The organism is Xenorhabdus littoralis, from assembly GCF_033949345.1.
In the GTDB taxonomy this organism is placed as follows: Bacteria; Pseudomonadota; Gammaproteobacteria; order Enterobacterales; family Enterobacteriaceae; genus Xenorhabdus; species Xenorhabdus littoralis.
Genome location: NZ_VCDP01000023.1, coordinates 63,699 through 85,375 on the forward strand (window position 1 = coordinate 63,699; position 21,677 = coordinate 85,375).

Here is a 21,677-nt window from a genome sequence, read left to right on the forward strand (position 1 = left end):
AAGCGCAACACCGTAATGAACGAAGTAAATGAGTGGCATTATCCTATAAATCGGGAAATATAATAATTTGGAGGTTAATATAAAAAATTCAATATATAAGAGTTATATTTATTTTATATCAAAAATGAGTATAACTCTTAATTTTTAACGTGATGACCTCTGTCCCCTTGTGCCGGGAATTGAACTTCAATCTCCGTACCACTTTTTTTGCGTTTTTTGATTTTTATTTTTCCTGAAATTAAGGATACCCGTTCCCGCATAATTGCCAATCCAAATTGTTCCCGCTCTACCAGTGATTGAGGCATTCCACGGCCATTATCGCTAATAACTGTAATGATTTTTTTTCCGACAGGATAAATGCGAATGCTGATCCAGCTTGCGGATGCATGTTTATAGCAGTTGTTCAAGGCTTCCCGAATAATCTGCACAAGATGTCGCCCTTGACCAATAGAAATAATCTGATGAGTGATTCGGTAATGAAATTCAATATTGAATCCCAGCCGATGGTTGAATTCTTTGATTAAGGCTTTCAATGATTCATGTAAATCATGATGGCTTTTTTCTGTGCGTAATGAAGCCAGAATTTGTCTGAATTGCTGACCTGCAATATCCAGTTCTTCCTTGATCATCCTTAAAGAGATTAACCCTTGTCTGGAAAATTTATCAGTGCGGAAATGTAGGCTATTAATCTGGATTTTTAAGAAAAGAAATGATTGTGCAACCGTATCATGCAGTTCTCTGGAAATGGCTTTTCGGTCATCGCTGATGCTCTGTTTAATTTGCTGGCGTAAAACTTTCTTGATGGATAGATGTTTTGCCAATGCGTCAGCAACAGATTGAATCAAGTTGCGTTCATTAGAAGACAGGGGATTATCCTTATGGATCATGATTTGGACTACACCGTGAAAAGTCTGTTTATCATATAAATCCCATTTTTGTATCCGTGGAAGATGGATCTCCAAATCATTATCCGGAAATTCAAAATGATATTTTCGTTGTGGATGATAAAGCGTGATCCTGACTTCATTAAAAGGAATCAGCTGATTAAGTCGATAAAAAGTCATATAGAAATTATCAGATAGTGACGTATTAAAATTGAGTTGAGAATAAATGGATATGAGAAAACTTAACTGTTGCTTCTCCCGCTTCAGGAGCGCTATTTTTTTCTGCTCTTTGGTGGGAAACAACGTCATGCGCAGGTAGATGATTCTTGCTTTATGCAGAAAAATAAATAAACAGACGGTACTCAACACATTAAAAATAGCCCACAATTTTTCAATCAACGTGAGTGGAGTATTGAATCCCAGAAACAGAAGCACAAGCAAATTGATAGCGATAGCCGTACCACACAACCAGCCTGTTGCCGTCACTGGATTGTCAGAGAAGGTTTTCATCAGTTAAACAATCCTCTTGTTGTCCTGATCAAAACCTTAGCTCAATTAATTAAAAAAGGTTAGTTATCATCTGATTTTCATACCTGCCGTTGTCATTAAGACGCGAAACAGGGTAGATACGGCGTATAAGGCCAATACACTACAAAACCAAATTGTTACCATCCAGCCCAAGCGTTTCCATAGAGAGGGCTGTTGCGGTTTTTTTTCAGTGATAGCCTTGTTCATGAGTGATTTTTCCTCGGAAGACATAATAACTCCAAAAGGTATAAGTCAAGATAATCGGAATAATGAACAGGGCACCAACCAACATAAAGCCTAATGATTGAGGAGGAGACGCGGCCTCTTCATAGCTAATCAAGGGAGGAATGATGTTCGGCCAAATGCTGATCCCCAATCCACTGAAGCCCATGAAAATCAGTAATAGGGCAGCTAAAAATGGGGTGTAATGGCTTGAGTTTTGTTTGGCTTTCAATAGTCGCCAGCCTGACCACAGTACCAACAATGGGACAGGCATGAAGAAAAACAGATTGGGCAGGCTGAACCAACGCTCAGCAATCGTTGAATGAGTGAACGGTGTCCAAATGCTGATAATGGCAATGATTGTTAGCAACAGCAGAGTCAGGGGACGTAAGAGACGATACATTTGCTGTTGCAGGTGGTTTTCGGTTTTCATGACCAGCCAGCCACATCCCAATAAGGCATAAGCAATAACAAGACCAAAGCCACAAAATAGCGGAAAAGGTGCCAGCCAATCAAAATAACTGCCGGTATAGACACGATTTTCGACAGGGAAACCTGTAATAACAGCGCCAACGACCGTACCTTGCATAAACGTGGCAAGAATTGAACCGACAATGAATGCCTTATCCCAAAGATGTTGATGTTTCGGTGTGGCTTTGAAACGAAATTCAAAAGCTACACCACGAAATATCAAGCCTAATAACATAATGGTTAGCGGAATTGCCAGCGCATCTAAAATGATGGCATAAGCCAGCGGGAAGGCACCAAATAACCCTGCACCTCCCAGCACCAGCCAAGTTTCATTGCCATCCCAAACGGGAGCTACAGTATTCATCATCAGATCACGATCAGATTGTCCTTTAATCGCCGGATACAAAATGCCGATGCCGAGATCAAAACCATCCATCACGATATACATCATGGTGCTGAATATGATGATCACAAACCAAATGAGGGGAAGATCAATACCCATCAGCTGCCTCCTTATTTGGGGCTTGAGAGATGCCTTTACGGATAAGCTTTATCATATAGGCGTAACCGATGCCGAAAACGGCTGTATAAACAACAAAAAACAGCAGAAGGCTAATACTCATGTGGATTTCACCATGTGCTGAGACGGCATCTTTGGTGCGCATCAGGCCATAAACGACCCACGGCTGGCGCCCAATTTCCGTGGTAAACCAGCCAGCCAGAATTGCGATAAGACCCGATGGCGCCATGAAGAGCATAAAACGGAGGAAAAATCGGTTTTCGTACAGGCGTTTTTTATGACGGAGCCACAGTCCCCAAATTCCGGCAACAATCATCAGAATCCCCAGTCCTACCATGACCCGGAATGACCAGAACACCATAAAGACATTAGGGCGATCCTCTGCTGCAAACTCTTTCAATGCCGGAACTTGCTTATCCAGACTGTGTGTCAGGATCAGACTGGCAAGATAGGGAATTTTGACGGCGTAACGTGTTTCTTCCGCTGCTTGATTAGGAATGCCGAATAAAATCAACGGCGTGGCCTCACCTGAGTGGTTTTCCCAATGACCTTCCATTGCGGCAACTTTAGCCGGTTGATGCTTCAGCGTATTGAGTCCGTGCATATCGCCAATCAGAGCTTGTAACGGAGCAATGATTAAAATCATCCACATCGCCATTGAGAACATTTTACGCATGGCTGATGAATCATTATTTTTCAACAGATGCCAAGCAGCAGAAGCAGCAATAAAAAATGCCGAGGCGAGGAATGCAGCAGTTCCCATATGTAGCAGGCGATAAGGAAAGGAAGGATTGAAAATGACAGCCAGCCAATCAACAGGAACCACCTGATTATTGATAATTTCATAGCCTTGTGGTGTCTGCATCCAGCTATTGGAAGCCAATATCCAGAAAGTAGAAAGAATGGTGCCGAGAGCTACCATGCAGGTAGCAAAAAAGTGCAGTTTCTCACCAACCCGACTCCAGCCAAACAGCATGACACCTAAAAATCCGGCTTCAAGGAAAAATGCTGTCAGTACCTCATAAACCAGCAGAGGGCCTGTAATAGTACCGGCAAAATCAGAAAAAAAGCTCCAGTTGGTACCAAACTGATAGGCCATCACCAAACCAGAAACGACTCCCATGCCGAAATTAATTGCGAAAATTTTCGACCAGAAGTGGTACAGTGTTTTGTAGTCTGTATTGCGTGTTTTAAGCCATAAGCCTTCCAGTACAGCCAGAAAGCTGGCCAAACCGATCGTAATGGCCGGGAAGATGATGTGGAAAGAAACCGTAAATGCAAATTGAATCCTTGCAAGTTCAAGGGCATTTAACCCGAACATAGTTGACCTCTTCTTGAAATCTATTGGGTATATGGATAAACGAAGTGAGAAGATACGGGCAAGTAAAACACAGAGTTCCCCAACTATAATAGTTACAATTTTATGTTTATTATATATAACAGTTGTTCGATTAATTATAGAGAGTAATTGCAGAGTAAACTGGATTATCAAGAATTATTAAAGATAAATTTAGGGTATTACTATGAAGAAGAATATTATGTTGGTTTTTGGTCTTGATAGTCCCCGCGAACGTTATTTAGAAAATTATGTTGGTTTTTGGTCTTGATAGTCCCCGCGAACGTTATTTAGAAAAATCATATAATAAAAGAAGAGTCGGAGATGATAATGTATATCTAACTATAGATATATTGTGTTCAGCATTAGGAATGCAGTGCTCTTCAAGTGATTTTTTGAATGTCATGAACACTTTTATACAAAATAAAAATGAACCACCAAGCATTCTATACGCCGATAATCTGTTAAAAGCGCAAAAAGATTTTTATGTTTCCATGTGGCGTATTAATCATAATCAAGAGGAAAATTTTCATTCTATTTCTTCTGAGCAAGAAAAAATGCTTATGAATTTAATGAGTCCTGATGTTGTTCATTATTTATTGAGTAGTTGGAGTAGGTTTTTAAATACGGGATTATGTAATATTTCATTTCATGATACTTTTATCAGAAGGAAAGGTAATAAAGATAAATTTGGTAATGAAAAGTCGTATGGTAATTTGCAAGCGGGTTTTTTGGCAAAAAACATTCCTTTTCATTATGTAAAGAAAAGAATCAGTGAAGAGAGAACGTTAAAAACTGGAAGATTTCATGCTGGATCTTCACTAACATATGAAAACTTCATTAATACAATTAAAGAAAAAGATTATACTAATAATGTTTTCGAACAATATCTCAAAAGTGATAGAGATGGAATTTCAAATCTTTTAAAACTCAGAAATGAAGTTGACAATCTTGGGCCAAATTATGATAACTACGACAGTTACGAAAAAAAATATCATGGGGAATTAATTACCCGGACTTTTATAAAATCCTATTGGAGAAAAATATCAAAACTGGCAATTGACTGGGTTGAACAACAAGCCGGAGATCCGAACTCACCTGTTAAGGGATTAGTATTTTATATGGAAGATGATAATCGTTTTAAAAAATATAATGAAAAGTCTAATATTGATGAAGAAAAACTCCATCATAATTGGCGTAACTGTGATTACAAAGATATTGGTTCTCTTGATTACAGGTCTGCGATTGCTCATTCAGAGCTTAGATATGCAAGAAAATTAATGAATAGAGTTCAAGGGCATCATATCGAATTAGTTTATACAAATGATAAAGGTATTCTTAATCGTATTAAAAAATTTCTTAATGAATACTAAGCATAAACTTATGAAGATTTTTTGAAATGAGCGGGTTTATTTTAATCATAGAATGATTTTTGTTTCTGTAAATACAAGGTATAATAATTGAAATTTTCTTGTCATTAACTATAACAATTTCAACAAAGGCCTGGCATATGACACGTTACGAACAATTGGCTGGCATGATCCGCCAACAAATAGAGGACGATATTTGGCAAGTTGGTGACAGATTACCGTCATTGCGGGAATCGGTTAAGTCGTCAGGACTGAGTTTGATGACGGTGCTGCAAGCTTACCAATTGCTGGAAAGTCAGGGATGGGTCGTAGCGCGTCCTCAATCCGGATATTATGTCGCTACCCGCTTAAAGCCCTTTGCTTCGGCAAAAGGAGGAAAGGGGCTTAATTTAAGTGAAAATGTTGAGATCAGCGCTTCTATTTTTGATGTTTTGCAGGCATGCAAAGATCCACAAATTATACCTTTCGGCTCGGCATTTCCCGATCCTTCGTTGCTGGCAGAACCCAAGTTGTCGAAAATACTGGCTTCAGTTGCCCGTCGCTTTGTTCCGCATAATTCACTGGCAAATCTGCCACCAGGAAATGAAAAATTACGGCGCAATATATCCCGCCGTTATGCTTCCCACGGTATTCATGTTTCACCAGATGAAATAGTCATTACTGCGGGGGCAATGGAATCATTAAGTTTCAGCCTGCAATCTGTCACTTCTCCGGGAGATTGGGTAGTGATTGAATCTCCTGCTTTTTATGGTGCGTTACAGGCGATAGAACGGTTGCGCTTGAAAGCTATCGCGATTAAAACAGACCCGCATACAGGCATTGATTTGGATTCGTTGGAAGAAATAGTACAGAAATATCCGATCAAAGCATGTTGGCTGATGTCTCGTTTCCAAAACCCGTTATGCAGCACGATGCCCCCTGAAAATAAACAGCGATTGGTCGAAATCTTGAATCAAAGCCAGATTGCCCTGATTGAAGATGATGTTTATGGCGAACTGTATTTCGGACAAGAGCCTCCTGCACCAATAAAAGCATGGGATACAGAAAATAATTTCATGCATTGCTCATCATTTTCAAAATGCCTTGCTCCCGGATATCGAGTGGGTTGGGTAGCGGCAGGAAAACATGCCAAGAAAATCCAGCAATTACAGATGATGAGTACGGTATCTGCCAGTACCCCGACACAGTTGGCAATTGCTGATTATCTGGCTCAGGGAGGATATGATAATCATCTCCGGCGGCTGCGGCGTCAGTTGGAACAGCGGCAAAGTCAGATGTTACGGGCGATAAGTGAATATTTTCCCCCATCGGTGAAAGTGAACAGTGCCCGTGGAGGCTATTTTCTTTGGCTGGAATTTGAGCCACCATTTAATGCCAATCGACTGTATCAACTGGCTCTGGCTAAAAATATCAGTATTGCGCCGGGAAGTATGTTTTCCACCAGTACCCAGTTTGACCATGCCTTTCGCTTGAACACTTCGTTTGAATGGAATGAAACACAGGCTTCTGCAATGAAAAATTTGGGAAATATCTGCCATACCCTTTTAAGGGAATGCGGGTAATAAGTCACACTTCAACAATCTGGATGTTGTCGTAGGAAGAATTATTTGCGAATGTTTCTGTCAACAATCCGACGTTAATCATCTTTTGGTGCTGTAAACAGCATATATATGTGGTGAGGGAGTGGCATGAAAATGAAATGTTTCGATTATGCAACGTTACCAAGAGATCAATGGTCTGAAGGGAAAGGCGAAACAAGGGACATTGTTTGCTGGCCAGTTTCTGATGATTTCGCCTGGCGGGCTTGTTTCACGACTATTCATCAAAGTGGAGTATTGGGGCAGTATCCTGATATTGAACGCACAATCATCTTATTGAAAGGAAAGGGTATCCGCTTGACCAGTCCGGGTTTTCTGGAGCACGAACTGGTAAAAAAAATGGCGCCGTTCCATTTTTCGGGTGATATCCGGGGACACGCTGAATTGTTGGATGGTTCCGTTCAGTGTTTTAATATCATGACCCGTCGTTCATGTTGGGCTTCTGAAATTTCTGTGGTTTCTGATGAGCGTTTACTACCAACATCACACAGTGGCGTACTTTATGTTTTAAAAGGTCGCTGGGAAATGACAGGTGCTAATTGTGTCCAGCTGGCTTTTGGTCAGGGTGCATGGTGGCTGCCTGATATTCGTGAGGGAACAATTAAACCATTGGTTGCGGATAGTCAGTTATTGTGGGTCGATTTACGCCCGATTGGATAAATTGGATAATTATTGAATGTTGGCGAAATAAGCGGCTTGATGTTAATCAAGCCGTTGTACTGAATTCTGATATCTATTGAGTAGATATCTTCCTATGTTTTTCAGACTTATCTCAATAACCGGAATTTCATTATAATTTCTTATTTTATTTGTATTAATTATTTATCTTTCCGATTTATTTCCTTAGTGAATTATATTTCATTTATTCATTAAATATAAATTTATTATTTGTGATTTTTATTGGTTTTTTATTGGTTTTTTGTTGGTTTTATTTTTTTAAATGCTTTTCAATGGAATGCAATGAGAATGATTTTATGGTGTTTGTCTTTTTATATTAACCAGTTTGCTCTGGTATGAGTTGTTATTGTTTTTTTAAATTTATTTTTTCATATGTTAGCGCTAAGTAGTCTTAAATTATGTAAATAAATTAATTTTTCCACAAAGTTATTACTTAACTGGAAAGGTAATGGATTATTTTCTACTTTCGTATTTTTTATGGCTATTGATATTTACTAACGGATAGATTAAAAACTCAGCCCCCTTTAATGGTCCTTTATGATTTATTCAACAAGGCAATCTATGTGGTTTAAAATATGGACAGAGAGAATGTAAATAAAATAGATGTGCAGCACGGCAGTTTTATTCGTCGTATTGCATGGGTTAACATTGTATTACAAGTATTATTTCCCATTGCAGGAAGTTTAACTCCTGTTATGACTGCCAGTGCGAGTCGCCAAGAGCATAATAGCCCTCTTCCTCCTACAGAAAAAAAATGGCTAATAACAACAGATAGCCAAAATGAGTCGAATAAACAGGAAAAGCAGCTTGCTAATATAGCCAGACAGACGGGGGAGTTTTTGAAAAAAAATCCGGGCACTGATTCTGCAATTGAGATTGCCCGGTCAACCCTTGTCAGTAAAACGAATAATGAAATAGAGCGATGGTTTAAACAATTTGGGAACGCCCGCATTCAGCTGAATGCGGATAAGAATTTTTCGTTAAAAAACTCGCAATTTGATCTGCTTTTCCCTTTGTGGGAGCAAAAGGAAAATCTTATCTTTAACCAAAGCAGCCTCCATAGAACGGATGGCAGAACCCAAGCTAATTTGGGTTTGGGTTGGCGTCATTTTGCTTCTGATTATATGTTCGGTAATAACGCATTCTTTGATTATGACTTATCACGTCGTCATTCCCGTATTGGTTTGGGAGTGGAATATTGGCGTGATTATTTGAAGTTGAATGTAAATGGTTATATGAGAACCAGTAACTGGAAAGACTCGCCAGATCTGGAAGATTATAGTGAGAGAGCTAGCAATGGTTGGGATATCCGGGCTGAGGGGTATCTACCGCAGTACCCTCAGTTAGGCGCAAAGCTGATCTACGAACAATATTATGGCAATGAAGTTGCGTTATTTGGTAAGGATAACCGTCAGAAAAATCCTCATGCATTCACTGCTGGCATTACGTATACCCCAGTACCTATTATCACTATTGGAGCTGAGCAACGACAGGGTAAAGAGGGTAGAAGTGATACAAAATTAAATCTTCAAATTAACTATCAGATTGGCGTCCCGTGGTTTAAGCAAATTTCAACTGATGCTATTTCTCAGTTACGTAAATTATCCAATAATCGTTATGGTTTTGTTGAACGTAATAACAATATTGTTCTGGAATATCAGAAGAAACAAGTTATTAAATTACAGTTGGATGAAGTCATTGAGGGTTATTCGGGTGAAGAAAAACCATTAAAAGTTGCTGTGACTGCAAAATATGGCCTTGAGCGCATTGATTGGGACTTTACTTCATTAACAGCGAATGGCGGTAAGATTATTGAAAAGGGAGAAAATAATTACCGTATCTTGATGCCGGATTATCAATATGGAAAAGAGGCGGGTAATACCTACCAAATCTCAGCCGTTGCTATTGATAAAAAAGGTAATCATTCAGCACGAGCTTATATTCAGGTTATCGTCTCTTCTGCGGCCATAGATAAAATTCGAAGCTTATTTTATCCGGAAAAAAGTGAATTACCCGCAGATGGCAAAAGCACCCGGGAAATGACATTAGAGATCAAAGACCAAAGAAATTTGCCTGTTGATGTTGATGCTAAAGAAATCACCATTAAAGTTGAATCCGATCGTAAAACACCAAACGACCAGTCTACTCCGGTGATCGTTTCCCGGAGCAAGAGTACAGAGAATTCGGTTGAGCCTTCTCTTTTCAAGGGCGCGCTTGCCATGGAATTTGCCCAGGCTCCTATGGTTCGGCAGGCTAGGTCAAAGAGAGCTGCCTCCACAGTAACAGGTCCATCTGCGCAGGTTTCAGCTTTCCAGCGTGTTGATGTTGGGAAATATATCGCTATTGTGACAGCGGGTACGCGTACTGAAATGTTGACAATAACACCATCAGCGCGAAATATTATTTTCTCTTCAGCAAATATTGTCGTTAAGGCTAATGAAAAAACTGCACAAATAAAATCTGGTCAGTTAAGCGTTTTGCAGAATAATGCATCAGCTGATGGTAACGCACTTAACAAGATAAGGCTCACTGTTACTGATAAATTTGGTAATCCAATTCCTGATTATATTGTTAAATCCAGTGCAAATAATGGTGCGGATATACAGGAGGACGGAGCTACAGATATGAATGGTCAATTAGTCATATCGGTGACTAATACCAATGCCGGAACGACCACGATTACGGTTAATCTGGGAGAAAAAAAATATTCTGTAGATGTTATTTTTATTCCGGATGAAAAAACAGCACATATCATAGAAGGTAATTTACAAATTATTCATCCGGATGGTTCCATTGCAGGTAAAGGCGATATTTTTGTCGCAGATGGACAAACGAAATATTTAATTAAGGCAATAGTAATAGATAAATCAGGTAATTTAATTCCTGATGTCGAGATGATTTTTCAGGCTGATAATCAGGCATATATTACCTCAGAAAGAGTTAAAACAAATAAACAAGGTGTGGCGGAAACGTCGATAAGTAGTACAAAATCGGGTGTAACAACAATAATAGCGACAGTCAACAGCAGTACAGGAGCGGTACAGACTAAGGTTCCAATGACATTTGTCGGTCATAAAATGACAGTAAGCGTATTAAAAGTAGAGCTGGATAATAGTAACAATCAGCCTGATCCGGAGGGAAAATATCTTGCGGATGGCAAAACACCTGTGACTGTCAAAGCGTTCGTTGTCGATGAAAATGGTAATCCATTGACGTCGGTAACTGTCTATTGGGATTCAGACCGTGATAAAAGCATTGTTAATTTAGGAAGCCTGCAATCTGATACAGATGAAAACGGAATTGCCTTTACTACAGTGACGAGCACACAGGCTTTTGATGTAAAAGTCACTGCCAGTACGAATAAAAGTTCAGAGAGAAGTTCAAGCACTTCAGCCCCGATTAAATTTAAAGCAGATATCTCCACAGGAACACTTTCTGCAATAAAACCGGAAAATCCCAGCAATATTATTGCAGACGGTATCGATAGTGTGGAATTAAGCACCCAAGTTTTTGATGATAACGGTAATGTTTTGGAAGGTGTAGAAGTTACATGGACTACTGACAAAGAGGGTGCCGTAGTTAATCAAACGAGTATTACAGATGAAAATGGAATAGCCAGAACAACATTGCGCTCGACTAAGTCAGGTGAGCTCATTGTGACTGTTACTCATGGTGATGGTTCGGACGATGTTCAAAGCATTAACATCAATGCGGAGGCGGATTGGCGCACGGCAAAAGTCCGACTCATCAGTGATAAAAAAGACGCTGTAGCAGATAGGCATGATGGCATTAAAGTAACCGCAACGGTTGTAGATGAGAATAATAACCCGTTGTCCGGTAAAAATATTATCTGGCGCTCCTCAGAAAAAGATAATCAATTAAAACCTGTTGCAGGTTTTATTGATAAGCAAGGAAACGCAAGTACGATTATTTCGGGCACTAAAGCCGGAAATACCGTAGTTGAAGCAGTATTTATGGATGAAGTCAAAGCGAATCTCACAGTAACTTTTACTGCTATTCAACCGGATTTTGTGAATGCAGATGCAGTTGGTATGAAAAAACAAAGTCATTTTACTTTATCACCTCAATCAATTATAGCTGATGGAATCGCGAGGGCTGAAGCGACACTGATCCTTAAAGATCAGTATGGAAATTTAATTCCTAATCAGAATAACAAAATTAAATATTCGGTTATTGCTGGTGATGCAAGCAGCATTACATTCCATGATAAAAAGGAATCGGCGGCGGGTGTTTATAAGGTATCAGTTTCAGGTACAAAAGAAGGCGAGGTTGACATTCGTGTCGGGATCACTGGGCAACTCTATTTTGATGAATCCTTAGGTTTGGTTGCCAATGGAACGACTGCGCAACTCGCCTCTGTCACAATGATAAAGGGGAGTGCAAATACGCCAAATAATCCGCCATTTATTTCTGCCAAAGCGGATGGTCAGGACAATGTCATCATTAAAGCTCAATTGCAGGATAAGAATGGCAATACAGCATTGCCAAATGTTGTTGTTGGCTGGAAAAGTTCATTGGGGGATCTGTCCTCAACATTGAGTAAAACCGATGCCAATGGTGTTGCAGAAATTACTTTAACCAGTAAACAGGCAGGAAATGCACAAGTTACTGCTGTATTGGCTACCGGCGAGAAAACAGCACAAACTCAGGCGAAGTTTATTGCTGGTTCTCTTTCAACATCACACTCATTAGTGCATATCTCAAAAAATATTGCTGTTGCAGGGGAAGAAATTCAGGTTACGTTTACACCTAAAGATATATATGGAAATACACTGATATCCGCAATAAGAAATATAGCATTAGAGTACTCAAATGATTTAGGTATAACACCTAATCCAGCAATATTTCAGAAAAATAATTCGGGAGACTATTTCGCTAATATTCAAGCCAAAAATGTAGGGCATACTAATATTGTCGTTAATGTTGATTCTCTGAAAATTGATCAATCAGTCAAATTAGAGATCGTTGCAGATAATGCAACCCCCCGTGCTTCTGATGAGCAAAATCCATTTGTTGTAAATAAAAAAGGTGTCAACGGAGTTCTTAAAGGTAAAGACAATGTTACTGTTGATGAAACCGTTATTTATTCTATTAAGTTGGAAGATGAAAATGGCAACCCGTTAGGTAAAGATATTCCTACCTATTGGTCTGTTGAAGGTAAAGGTGTATTAAACCGCACAAACGTTCTCACTGATGATAAAGGTACCGCCAAAGTTGAATTGAGTAGTCAAGAAACGGGTGAAGCTAAAGTTACGGTCAATTTACTTGGCGGAAAATCTTATTCGCGTGCCATGATATTTACTGCGGGTAAATTGGATGCAAACAGATCAGAAGTCACATTGTCTACACATCGTGTAATTGCTGATGGTAGTGATAATACGACGCTGATCGTGACATTGTACGATACGTCAAAAAACCTGATACCGAATCAATCAACTGCGATTAAGGTTACCTCTCCGCACAATATTAATATTCCTGCCAAATTTACTGAAGATAGTGCTCGTCTCGGTGAATATCATATTTCAATTACGGGAACGAAAATAGGCGATGCAGAACTCACTGTATCGGTTGGTGGAGTGAATTTAGCCAAGAAACCTATTCTGACCTTTGTTGGTGATGGAAAATCTAAGAGAATAACTGCCCCTGTTGTTAATCCGAGTTTAATTAAAGCGGGCAACCTTGTTACATATTCTGTAAAAGTGATTGATGTAAATAATAATCCGTTGGAAGGCATGATGGTTTCATGGCGACTGCCATCAAGCATGGATTATGCTGAGGGAGATAAACCGAAATCCGCTAGCCAGACAAATAAACAGGGTATTGCTGAACTGAGTATTAAGCCTGTCAGGGCTGGCAAATTCACCGTTGAAGCCTCTTTGGATGGCAGTATACATCAGGATATGCCGGAACTGACGGTGACTCCATCGGCTGTTGATCTACAAAAATCCTTTTTTGTGACAGATGTAAGAGAGATTGGTACAGCAGGTACACAGAAGGAAGCCACACTGGCTGTTAAGCTATTGGATAAATACGATAACCCTATTATGGGAAAAATGGTTGAAATTAGACCATCAGGGAATTTAAATGGTTTCAATGTAGGTCCGGTCAAAGATAATGGTGATGGAACGTATACCGCCTCGGCGATTTCCGGTGTTCAAGGATATGAGGATATTAAAGCTACGGTTGACGGGCAGCAAATAGGGAACACACTGAAAATCAAAGTAGGTGCGATTACGCCAAAGCTGCGGTTTGATAATAAGGATGTGACGGCTGTTTATACCAAAAACTATAGGCATTCTCAAAAAGTACAAAATGCACCAAGTGGTATACGCCAGATGTGGACAAGTTCCGCCCCAGATGTTGCCACGGTAGATGATACCGGGAAAGTAGCGTTGCTAAAGGCGGGTAAAACAACCATTACGGTACAAACAGGAACCAATGGGCAGTATAACAGGGCCGATGCAAGTTATCAGTTGACGGTAGAACGGGCTGATCCTCAATTGAAAAGTAAAGATGAGCAAATTGTTGCAGTATGGAATGATGGAATAAATAACGAAGCCACACCTGAGTTTGGTAATCCGGATGTGGTTGATAGTAATTTATTGAAGTTAATTCAATTTTCCAGTTCTAACGATAATGTAGTACAAGTTGATAAACAAGGAAACCTGATACCAGTTAAACCCGGTACTGCGACAATAATAATTAAGGTGCCAGAAACTGAGCAGTTTAAACCATCTGCTGTTAACACTGTATATACGTTGAATAAAGGAAGAGTAGATGGCATGCCTTTTCTTCCTACAGTACAAGATCACTTAAATGGGACTGTAAAATTAAAACAAATGGTTACATTGCCTCAATATGCAAAAGGACATTGGGAAAGTGGCAATGAAAGTGTCATAAAAATATTAAGTAACGGAGATTGGAAGAGAAAATCCGCTGGTTTAGCAAGAATGACGTATTATATTGATGGAAATGATTACTATATTTCTGATTATAAGAGTTATAATATTGAATTATATGATAAACCTGATATGAATTTTGGAGCAATCCAATATTCTAGTAAAGGAAGTATGACTTCAACAGGAGATTGGAAACCAGTCTTTACTGATGACAAAATATCTATAAATTGGAACATAGATCATTCAAATAAATATCGACCAACATATCGTGTAAATGTACAGCTAGTAGATACTCAATCTGGAAAAACAGTCGATAGTAAAGATTATAAAGTATCTTCTTCAACTAAATTTAAAAGAACTTTATTTGATGCTAAATCTGAATATTATGGAAAAAAACTTCGAATAAAATTAATTGCTACAGGTTTCGAACAACTTAAGGAGAAAAAACAGTCAGAAGAAATACTCGTAACGAATCGTAGACCAGATGAAATATGGGCTTCTCTTACTATTAAAACTATGGTTAAGTTTAGGGCATTTGCTGTATTTCAGAGTAATTACTGGGATAACTCTTGTCAGGAAACTGAGGCAGGAAATACTCATCATGTAATGGTTATGATAGCTAAAAATAGTGAAATAAATTTCGGAGAGAAGGAATTACTTTCACCAATGGTATTAAAGTATCAAGCGAAAAATCGTCGCTATAAAGATACTTATTTTAGTTATCTTAACCGTGATGACAAGAATGCAAGCAAAAAAAGTGTGGTTGATATAATCACTAAGACTACTTCTCTGGGAGCACAGACAGATGCTCCTGTAGGAGCAAGGGTAGCTATTATTAATAGTGAGTGTTGGAAGAATCATCAGGAAGGCTATGGCATGAAATTGATTATTGAGTATCAAGGAGAGACATATGAGTATCAAGGGTTAGGTGGTGATAGTAAGGGGTATGGATATGGTGGTAATGGAGATGGTGCTAATATATTAAATACAACGACCATTTGGATGATGTGAATATTTAGGAAGAATACAATCCATTAATAATAATAGAAGTGAGCTATAAGCTCACTTCTATTAACGGTTCATTCAAATAATACCACTGTAATTTTATCAAAGCGTCCCGAAATACCGCCCAACAATCTCCCTGCCAATCTCCATCGAAGCCGTAGCCGCTGGAGAAGGCGCATTACAAACATGCAGTGAACGGCGGCCTTGCACAAAATGAAAATCATCCACCAACTTCCCGTCAGCGGTTAGCGCTTGGGCACGAACACCGGCAGGCCCTGATGTAATATCTTCCGGTTGTAAATCAGGGATAAGCTGACGGGCATTTTCGGTAAAAAGCTGGCGCGAAAACGAACGGCGCATTTCTGCCACACCCTCGCAAAAATAGCGTGTGGCAATCTTCCAGAATCCTTTATAGGTCAGAACTTCCGCTAAATCCCGTGGATTAAAATCTGTTTTGTGATATCCCTCGCGCTTAAATGCCAACACTGCATTCGGGCCGACATCCCGTTTTCCGTTGTGCATCCGGGTAAAATGGACACCGAGGAAAGGAAAATCAGGATTGGGTACGGGATAGATCAGGTGATTAACCAGATGGTTTTTACTGCTGTCCAGTACATAATATTCACCACGAAAGGGGACGATCTTCATACCCGTTTCATAGCCTGCCAGTTTGGCAATTCTGTCACTGTGCAATCCGGCACAATTTACCAGCCATTTAGCCTGATAGCGGGTTTGTTGAGTCTGTATTTCGACGTAATCAGATTGCTCATGAATACCTTGCACTTGCTGCTGATAATGGATATCTCCGCCTCTGGATTGAATTATTTCAGCCAGTTTTGCAGCAATTTCCGGATAATTCACGATCCCTGCATCCGGCACCAATATGGCTTCAAGGCCGTTAACGTAAGGCTCGCGCTCTTTCAATTGAGCCTGCGATAGCCGGTTGACCTCAAGGCCATTCTGTAATCCGCGCTGATAGATATTTTCCAGTAAAGGCAGTTCCTTGAGTTGCGTTGCGACAATCACCTTGCCACAACGGTCGTAGTACAATCCGTGTTTCTGACAAAACTCATATATAGAGCGATTTCCCTGCTTTGCCAGCCGGGCTTTCAAACTGCCGGGTGTGTAATAAATACCCGAATGAACAACATTACTGTTATGCCCGCTTTGATGGGCAGCGACGCCATTTTCTTTATCCAACACCAACAGGCGCAAGTGCGGATGCTGTTCTTGCAGGGCATTGGCAGTGCCAAGCCCGACTAATCCGGCACCAATGATAATCACGTCATACATTTTTAGGAGGTTCCTCATTATTCTTATTTTTTAAATGTTCCGATTTATTGCGCAAGAAATGCATAGCGCCAGCAGCAATAATGAATCCTATACCGACGAGATCGGTCAGTGTTCCCGGTTTAATTAAAAGAATGGCTGCGATCGCGAAGATCATTCTTTCCAACCAATGGGTTTTGCACATCCAGAAATTAGCACTGGCAATTGAAAGCGAGTAAATACCGATCAGGGCGGTCAGGATCATATAGCTAATAGATAAGGCGTTTAAGTCATCGCCTTGCATCAATAATACCGGGTTGTACACCAAAATAAATGGAATGATAAAACCCGGCAGAGCCAGGCGTACCGCATTCCATGATGTCTGCATTGGATCAGAACGGGCAATACTGGCAGCGGTGTAGCTGGCGAGAGCCACTGGCGGCGTAATATTGGAAAGCACTCCAAACCAGAAAACAAAGAAGTGGGCAGCTAATGGCAAAACACCCGCTTTAATCAATATCGGCGATACCGTTACGGCAACAACAATGTACAAGGCAGTCGAAGGCAATCCCATGCTGAGAACAATGCAGACTATCATCACGACGAGCAGGATCATCCACAGTGTATTATCGGTGAGGGATACGATATTGAAAGCGAGGGTTGAGCCAATGCCGGTCATCGTTACAACGCAGATAATGACGCCAATCGCGGCACAGGCAACAGTGACTTGAATCGCTCCACGGGCGGCTTCATTCAATGCATCAGCGATTTTCCTGGGTGTCATGCGCACGGAGGTATCTGGGGTGATCCAACTTGCGATAATGATTGCGATAATACCGAGAAAACCGGCATAAATCGGTGTTTTCCCGGTTAGCAAAGTCCCGATTACGATAAACAATGGCAATAATAATAAACCACGGGCTTTTAGTACTGTTTTGACTTGAGGGATATTTTCTTTGTTGATGCCTTTTAACCCTTGCTTCTTGGCCTCCAGATCAATAGCGATAATCAGTGCTGCATAATAGAGCAATGCCGGAATAATGGCAGCAATAACAATCGTGGTATAGGAAATCCCCAAAAAGCCCGCCATGATAAATGCCGCAGCGCCCATGATAGGTGGCATAATCATGCCGCCTGTTGATGCTGCTGCTTCGACGGCACCGGCAAAACGGGGAGATAAGCCGATACTTTTCATCAGAGGGATAGTGAAAGTACCCGTTGTAGCAACGTTGGCAACTGCACTGCCGCTGAGTGATCCCGTCAGGGCAGAAGAAATGACAGCAACCTGAGCAGGCCCGCCCCGACGACGTCCCGCCATTGCCAGAGCAAGATCATTGAATAATGCAGTTGCTCCGCTCACACTTAAAAATGCCCCGAATAAGATAAAGACGATGATTGCCGTTGATGCCGTAGAGAGGGTAATGCCGAAAATACCTTCGCTGGTCATGAATAAGCGGAATAATAAACGCTCAAGTGAAAATCCGGCATGACCAAAGATCCCTATAAAATATTGACCGAATAGGGCATAGACAATGGCAAAAATAGATAAACCCGGTATGAAATAGCCAGTGGTTCTTCTTGCGGCCTCAAATAATACACCAATGCCGATAACTGACATGATGTAATCCGTAGTATTGGGAATGCTGTTGCGCACGACATGCAAGTCAGTGTAAGTAAAGTAAAAATATCCATAACTGATTAATGTGAGCAGAATGAAAATATAATCCCAATAATTGAATTTCTGTGTTGAATAATGTTTGGAAATAGGAAAAAGAATAAAACCCAGAACCAGAATACCGCCAAGAAACGTTGCGTTACGATAAAATTCTTGTGTATTGGATAATGCATTCGAGTAGATAGCATACAGAGAAATAGCGATGGCAAGTATTATTGTGAGTTTCAGGTAGACACCGCTCAAATGACGATTGCCTGAACCGGCTTCTTTATCCAGCTCGGCAGACGATGATATTACATTGTCAGGACTCATGGTAACTCCGTAATATTAAGGTTAATTTTGAGTTCTGGTGGCACGAGATAATCAGGAATATCCAGCCCAATTTCGCGATAATATTGATAGGCACCGAGATGTAATGGCACGGCGACACCTTTGAGTGCGTTTTCAGGGAGGATGTATTTCGCTGAGCTATGGATTTGATGTACTTCTTTCTGGTTTTCAAACATCACTTTGGTTAATTCATAGATGATTTTTTCATCTATCATGCGTGTTGTCATCAGAATATTGGGCTGCGCAATAGTTTGAACAGGTTGTTTCTGGCGTGGATAAGTATCTGGTTTGATCACAAAACGAAACCATGAATTGGCGATAGAATTAATTTTCTCCAGTTGTTGGTCTGTGACATTCAGGATACGGGCAGGAACGCCACTGGCATACATATCTGTGACCGCTGATGCAGGCACACCTGCTGGTAGGGCGCCACCATCCAGACGCCCATCTCTCATGGCAGAAACGGTATCACCATAACCAAGATATTCCGGATGAATAGCTTGCTTGCTGAGATTAACGCCTTGCAGAATAATCAGTGTGGATTGCTCAGTGCCGCTGGCTTGTGGCCCGACCGAAAAACGGGTATCGGCAATATCGTTTAGTGTGCCATCCCTGATTTTCTCGTCTAATAAAACAAAATGTTCAACATTAGGCCAAAGTACTGATATAGAACGCAGGTCTTGATAAGGGCGATTTTTGAAATTACGGACACCCTCATAAGCTTCGACGGCGATTAAACTCTGTAAAATCGCCAGTTGAGCTTCATCTTTCTGGAGTAGGTCAATATTCTCAATTGAACCAGCAGAGGACTGCCCTGTAACCTGAATATTCTCCTGTGTCAGATGGTTACTCCATATATTGGCTAAGCCCACACCCATCGGATAATAAGTTCCTCCTGTGGATGCTGTAGCTACAGATAGAAAACGCTTATTGGCATTTTCTATTTTTCCTGCAATGGCCATGATAACTAAAGTAATTACAGCGAGCGTTGCCAACAAAAGCTTTACTTTTTTTATTGTCATAACGTGATTACCGGATATTGTGTCACAAGTATTTGCTATTCGAATTAAGCGTTTTAGGCTCTAAGTTATATACAACATTACGCATCCTCTCCGGTGATTAATGTTGCAAATTTGTGATAACTATTTTAAAAACATGAAGAAAATAAACAAAAAATATGAAGTAACTGACAGATTTTGAGTAAAAAAAGCATGAAGTAACCTTTTAAAAGATGAACATTTCAGGTCTTATGAATAAATTTCATATCAACGCCGGAGTAGATCTCAATTCAGTTAAAGTCTCCGTCGTTTATGATGATTCATACTGATAAATTATGATTCCAATAAACCGATGAATTCCCTTATTAATAAGGAGATAGAATAATGACTACACATAATGATATTAATCACTATGATATTCAGACTCGCTATGCTGGTATTTCTGTCATCGATACTGGTGGCAATGGCTTACCTGTACTTTTGATACATGGCAATTCCAGTTGTAAAGAAGTATTTCGCCATCAAATTGACCTCTTAAAAGGGAACTATCGGGTTTTGGCGTTAGATTTGCCCGGGCATGGTGCTTCATCAAATGCCAGCGATCCACGACAAGCCTATTCAATGCCGGGTTACGCTCATACAGTCATTGAAGTTTTGGAAAAAATAGGGATTAACCGCGTGGTGATTTTCGGTTGGTCACTGGGCGGTCATATCGGCTTAGAGATGTTGGCTCTGTTCCCTAAAATGGTTGGATTAATGATTTGCGGTACCCCACCCGTATCAATTGGCGCAGATAATGTGGCGCTTGGTTTTAAACCTAGCGAACATATGAGGCTTTCTGGTAAAGCGGATTTTACTGAGGAAGACATCAGGAACTTCGCTATTGAAACAATTGGCGTCAATGCGCCCCATGAACCTTTCCTCTTTGAAACTGTGGCAAGAACAGATGGATTGGCGCGGAAATATATGTCTGAAGCCTTCTTTTCGCCTCATGCGACGGATCAAAAACGGTTGGTTGAAACCAGTGAAATACCGTTGGCGATTGTCAATGGCATGGGTGATCCATTTATCAATATTGATTATATTAATGGATTGAATTATCGAAACCTCTGGAAAGGGCAGGTATTTAATTTAGCCGGAGTCGATCATGCCCCGTTCTGGGAATCACCTGAGTTATTGAACCCAATTTTGGCCGATTTTCTTAATGATTTTAAGTAAATCTATCTTGTATATTTGATGAGTGGATTTTTATCAGGTGTATGAAAGTCCCCATGTCATCAAATGAATGCGATGAGTTAATTTGATAAATACAATATGAATATATTTAATAATAGTAGGGATGTTATTTTTAATCAAAAAGTTGTAAAAATAACTCCCCGCTATTTTTTATACTAAAAAATCCATTATTCATTATCCTTAACGAATTCTTAATTTACTTCTTCATTGGTGAAAGTTAAAGTTTTTCACAAAGAAATTTATATTGCTCTGGAACAAAAACGATACAGATAACATGAAGAGGACTTTCGACATTTGTAGGAGTAAATTCTACAGCATGTTTAGTGATTGGAATGGCATTTTCTGCGTTTGCTACATTAACAGCGAATCCACTAAGAATTGTTGCAGCTAAGCACATGGAAAGTATCTTTTTCATGATTGGAAACCTCATATATTAATATGTAAAAAGTCATCAATCTATTAATTAAAATCTCAATTTGATTTGAAATTTTTATGCCGAAAAAATATAATTATAAGCAAGTGTCTCTAAGGAAGGATAGATTATCAGGTATCTTATTGCAAAGATCATCACAATATTTTTTAATCGTAGGATTAAGTGCATTGCAAATTAATGCATCGGCATTAGCAGTAACTAGAG

The 21,677-nt window shown here is 40.0% G+C and carries 13 protein-coding genes; 5 read left to right on the plus strand and 8 right to left on the minus strand.

What is annotated here, in order from left to right:
* Positions 1 to 137 precede the first annotated feature (137 nt).
* The 4 genes from FE394_RS06945 to FE394_RS06960 form a co-directional block, all read right to left on the minus strand.
* Positions 138 to 1,394, minus strand: a complete 1,257-nt coding sequence (locus FE394_RS06945; protein WP_319925671.1) for an ATP-binding protein — start codon at positions 1,392 to 1,394, stop codon at positions 138 to 140.
* A gap of 66 nt (positions 1,395 to 1,460) precedes the next feature.
* The gene (locus FE394_RS06950; protein ID WP_419836312.1) at positions 1,461 to 1,643 is read right to left on the minus strand and encodes a DUF2474 domain-containing protein; all 183 of its coding nucleotides are present in this window, start codon (positions 1,641 to 1,643) and stop codon (positions 1,461 to 1,463) included.
* On the minus strand, positions 1,600 to 2,607 hold the full coding sequence (gene cydB, locus FE394_RS06955) for a cytochrome d ubiquinol oxidase subunit II (protein ID WP_319925673.1): 1,008 nt from the start codon (positions 2,605 to 2,607) through the stop codon (positions 1,600 to 1,602). The genes FE394_RS06950 and cydB overlap by 44 nt, the downstream gene beginning before the upstream one ends.
* Positions 2,597 to 3,946 carry a cytochrome ubiquinol oxidase subunit I gene (locus tag FE394_RS06960; RefSeq protein ID WP_319925674.1) on the minus strand — a complete coding sequence of 450 codons (1,350 nt, stop codon included), beginning with the start codon at positions 3,944 to 3,946 and terminating at the stop codon, positions 2,597 to 2,599. Before FE394_RS06960 ends, cydB begins: the two co-directional genes overlap by 11 nt.
* A 266-nt stretch (positions 3,947 to 4,212) precedes the next feature.
* On the opposite strand from FE394_RS06960, the gene FE394_RS06965 reads away from it, so the two are divergent.
* The 4 genes from FE394_RS06965 (at position 4,213) to FE394_RS06980 (ending at position 15,538) form a co-directional block, all read left to right on the plus strand.
* Positions 4,213 to 5,334 carry a hypothetical protein gene (locus tag FE394_RS06965; RefSeq protein ID WP_319925675.1) on the plus strand — a complete coding sequence of 374 codons (1,122 nt, stop codon included), beginning with the start codon at positions 4,213 to 4,215 and terminating at the stop codon, positions 5,332 to 5,334.
* 137 nt (positions 5,335 to 5,471) lie between these two features.
* On the plus strand, positions 5,472 to 6,893 hold the full coding sequence (locus FE394_RS06970; protein WP_319925676.1) for an aminotransferase-like domain-containing protein: 1,422 nt from the start codon (positions 5,472 to 5,474) through the stop codon (positions 6,891 to 6,893).
* A gap of 126 nt (positions 6,894 to 7,019) precedes the next feature.
* A complete protein-coding gene (locus FE394_RS06975) occupies positions 7,020 to 7,589 on the plus strand; it encodes a HutD/Ves family protein (protein ID WP_319925677.1) in 570 nt (189 codons plus the stop codon).
* A 593-nt stretch (positions 7,590 to 8,182) separates the two neighbouring features.
* Positions 8,183 to 15,538, plus strand: a complete 7,356-nt coding sequence (locus FE394_RS06980; protein WP_319925678.1) for an Ig-like domain-containing protein — start codon at positions 8,183 to 8,185, stop codon at positions 15,536 to 15,538.
* Positions 15,539 to 15,634: 96 nt separating this feature from the next.
* On the opposite strand, the gene lhgO is transcribed toward FE394_RS06980, so the two are convergent.
* The 3 genes from lhgO to FE394_RS06995 are packed head-to-tail and all read right to left on the minus strand — an operon-like array spanning position 15,635 to position 19,828.
* On the minus strand, positions 15,635 to 16,825 hold the full coding sequence (lhgO, locus tag FE394_RS06985; RefSeq protein ID WP_319925679.1) for an L-2-hydroxyglutarate oxidase: 1,191 nt from the start codon (positions 16,823 to 16,825) through the stop codon (positions 15,635 to 15,637).
* Positions 16,818 to 18,788 (minus strand): TRAP transporter permease, encoded by a 1,971-nt coding sequence (locus tag FE394_RS06990; RefSeq protein WP_319925680.1) that lies wholly within the window; start codon positions 18,786 to 18,788, stop codon positions 16,818 to 16,820. Before FE394_RS06990 ends, lhgO begins: the two co-directional genes overlap by 8 nt.
* The gene (locus FE394_RS06995) at positions 18,785 to 19,828 is read right to left on the minus strand and encodes a TAXI family TRAP transporter solute-binding subunit (protein ID WP_319925681.1); all 1,044 of its coding nucleotides are present in this window, start codon (positions 19,826 to 19,828) and stop codon (positions 18,785 to 18,787) included. The genes FE394_RS06990 and FE394_RS06995 overlap by 4 nt, the downstream gene beginning before the upstream one ends.
* Positions 19,829 to 20,188: 360 nt before the next feature.
* Between FE394_RS06995 and FE394_RS07000 the strand changes: the two genes are divergently transcribed.
* On the plus strand, positions 20,189 to 21,022 hold the full coding sequence (locus FE394_RS07000) for an alpha/beta fold hydrolase (protein ID WP_319925682.1): 834 nt from the start codon (positions 20,189 to 20,191) through the stop codon (positions 21,020 to 21,022).
* 235 nt (positions 21,023 to 21,257) lie between these two features.
* Here FE394_RS07000 and FE394_RS07005 read toward each other — a convergent pair whose 3' ends face one another.
* Entirely contained in the window at positions 21,258 to 21,455 is a 198-nt protein-coding gene (locus tag FE394_RS07005; protein WP_319925683.1) for a hypothetical protein, read from the minus strand.
* Positions 21,456 to 21,677: the final 222 nt, after the last annotated feature.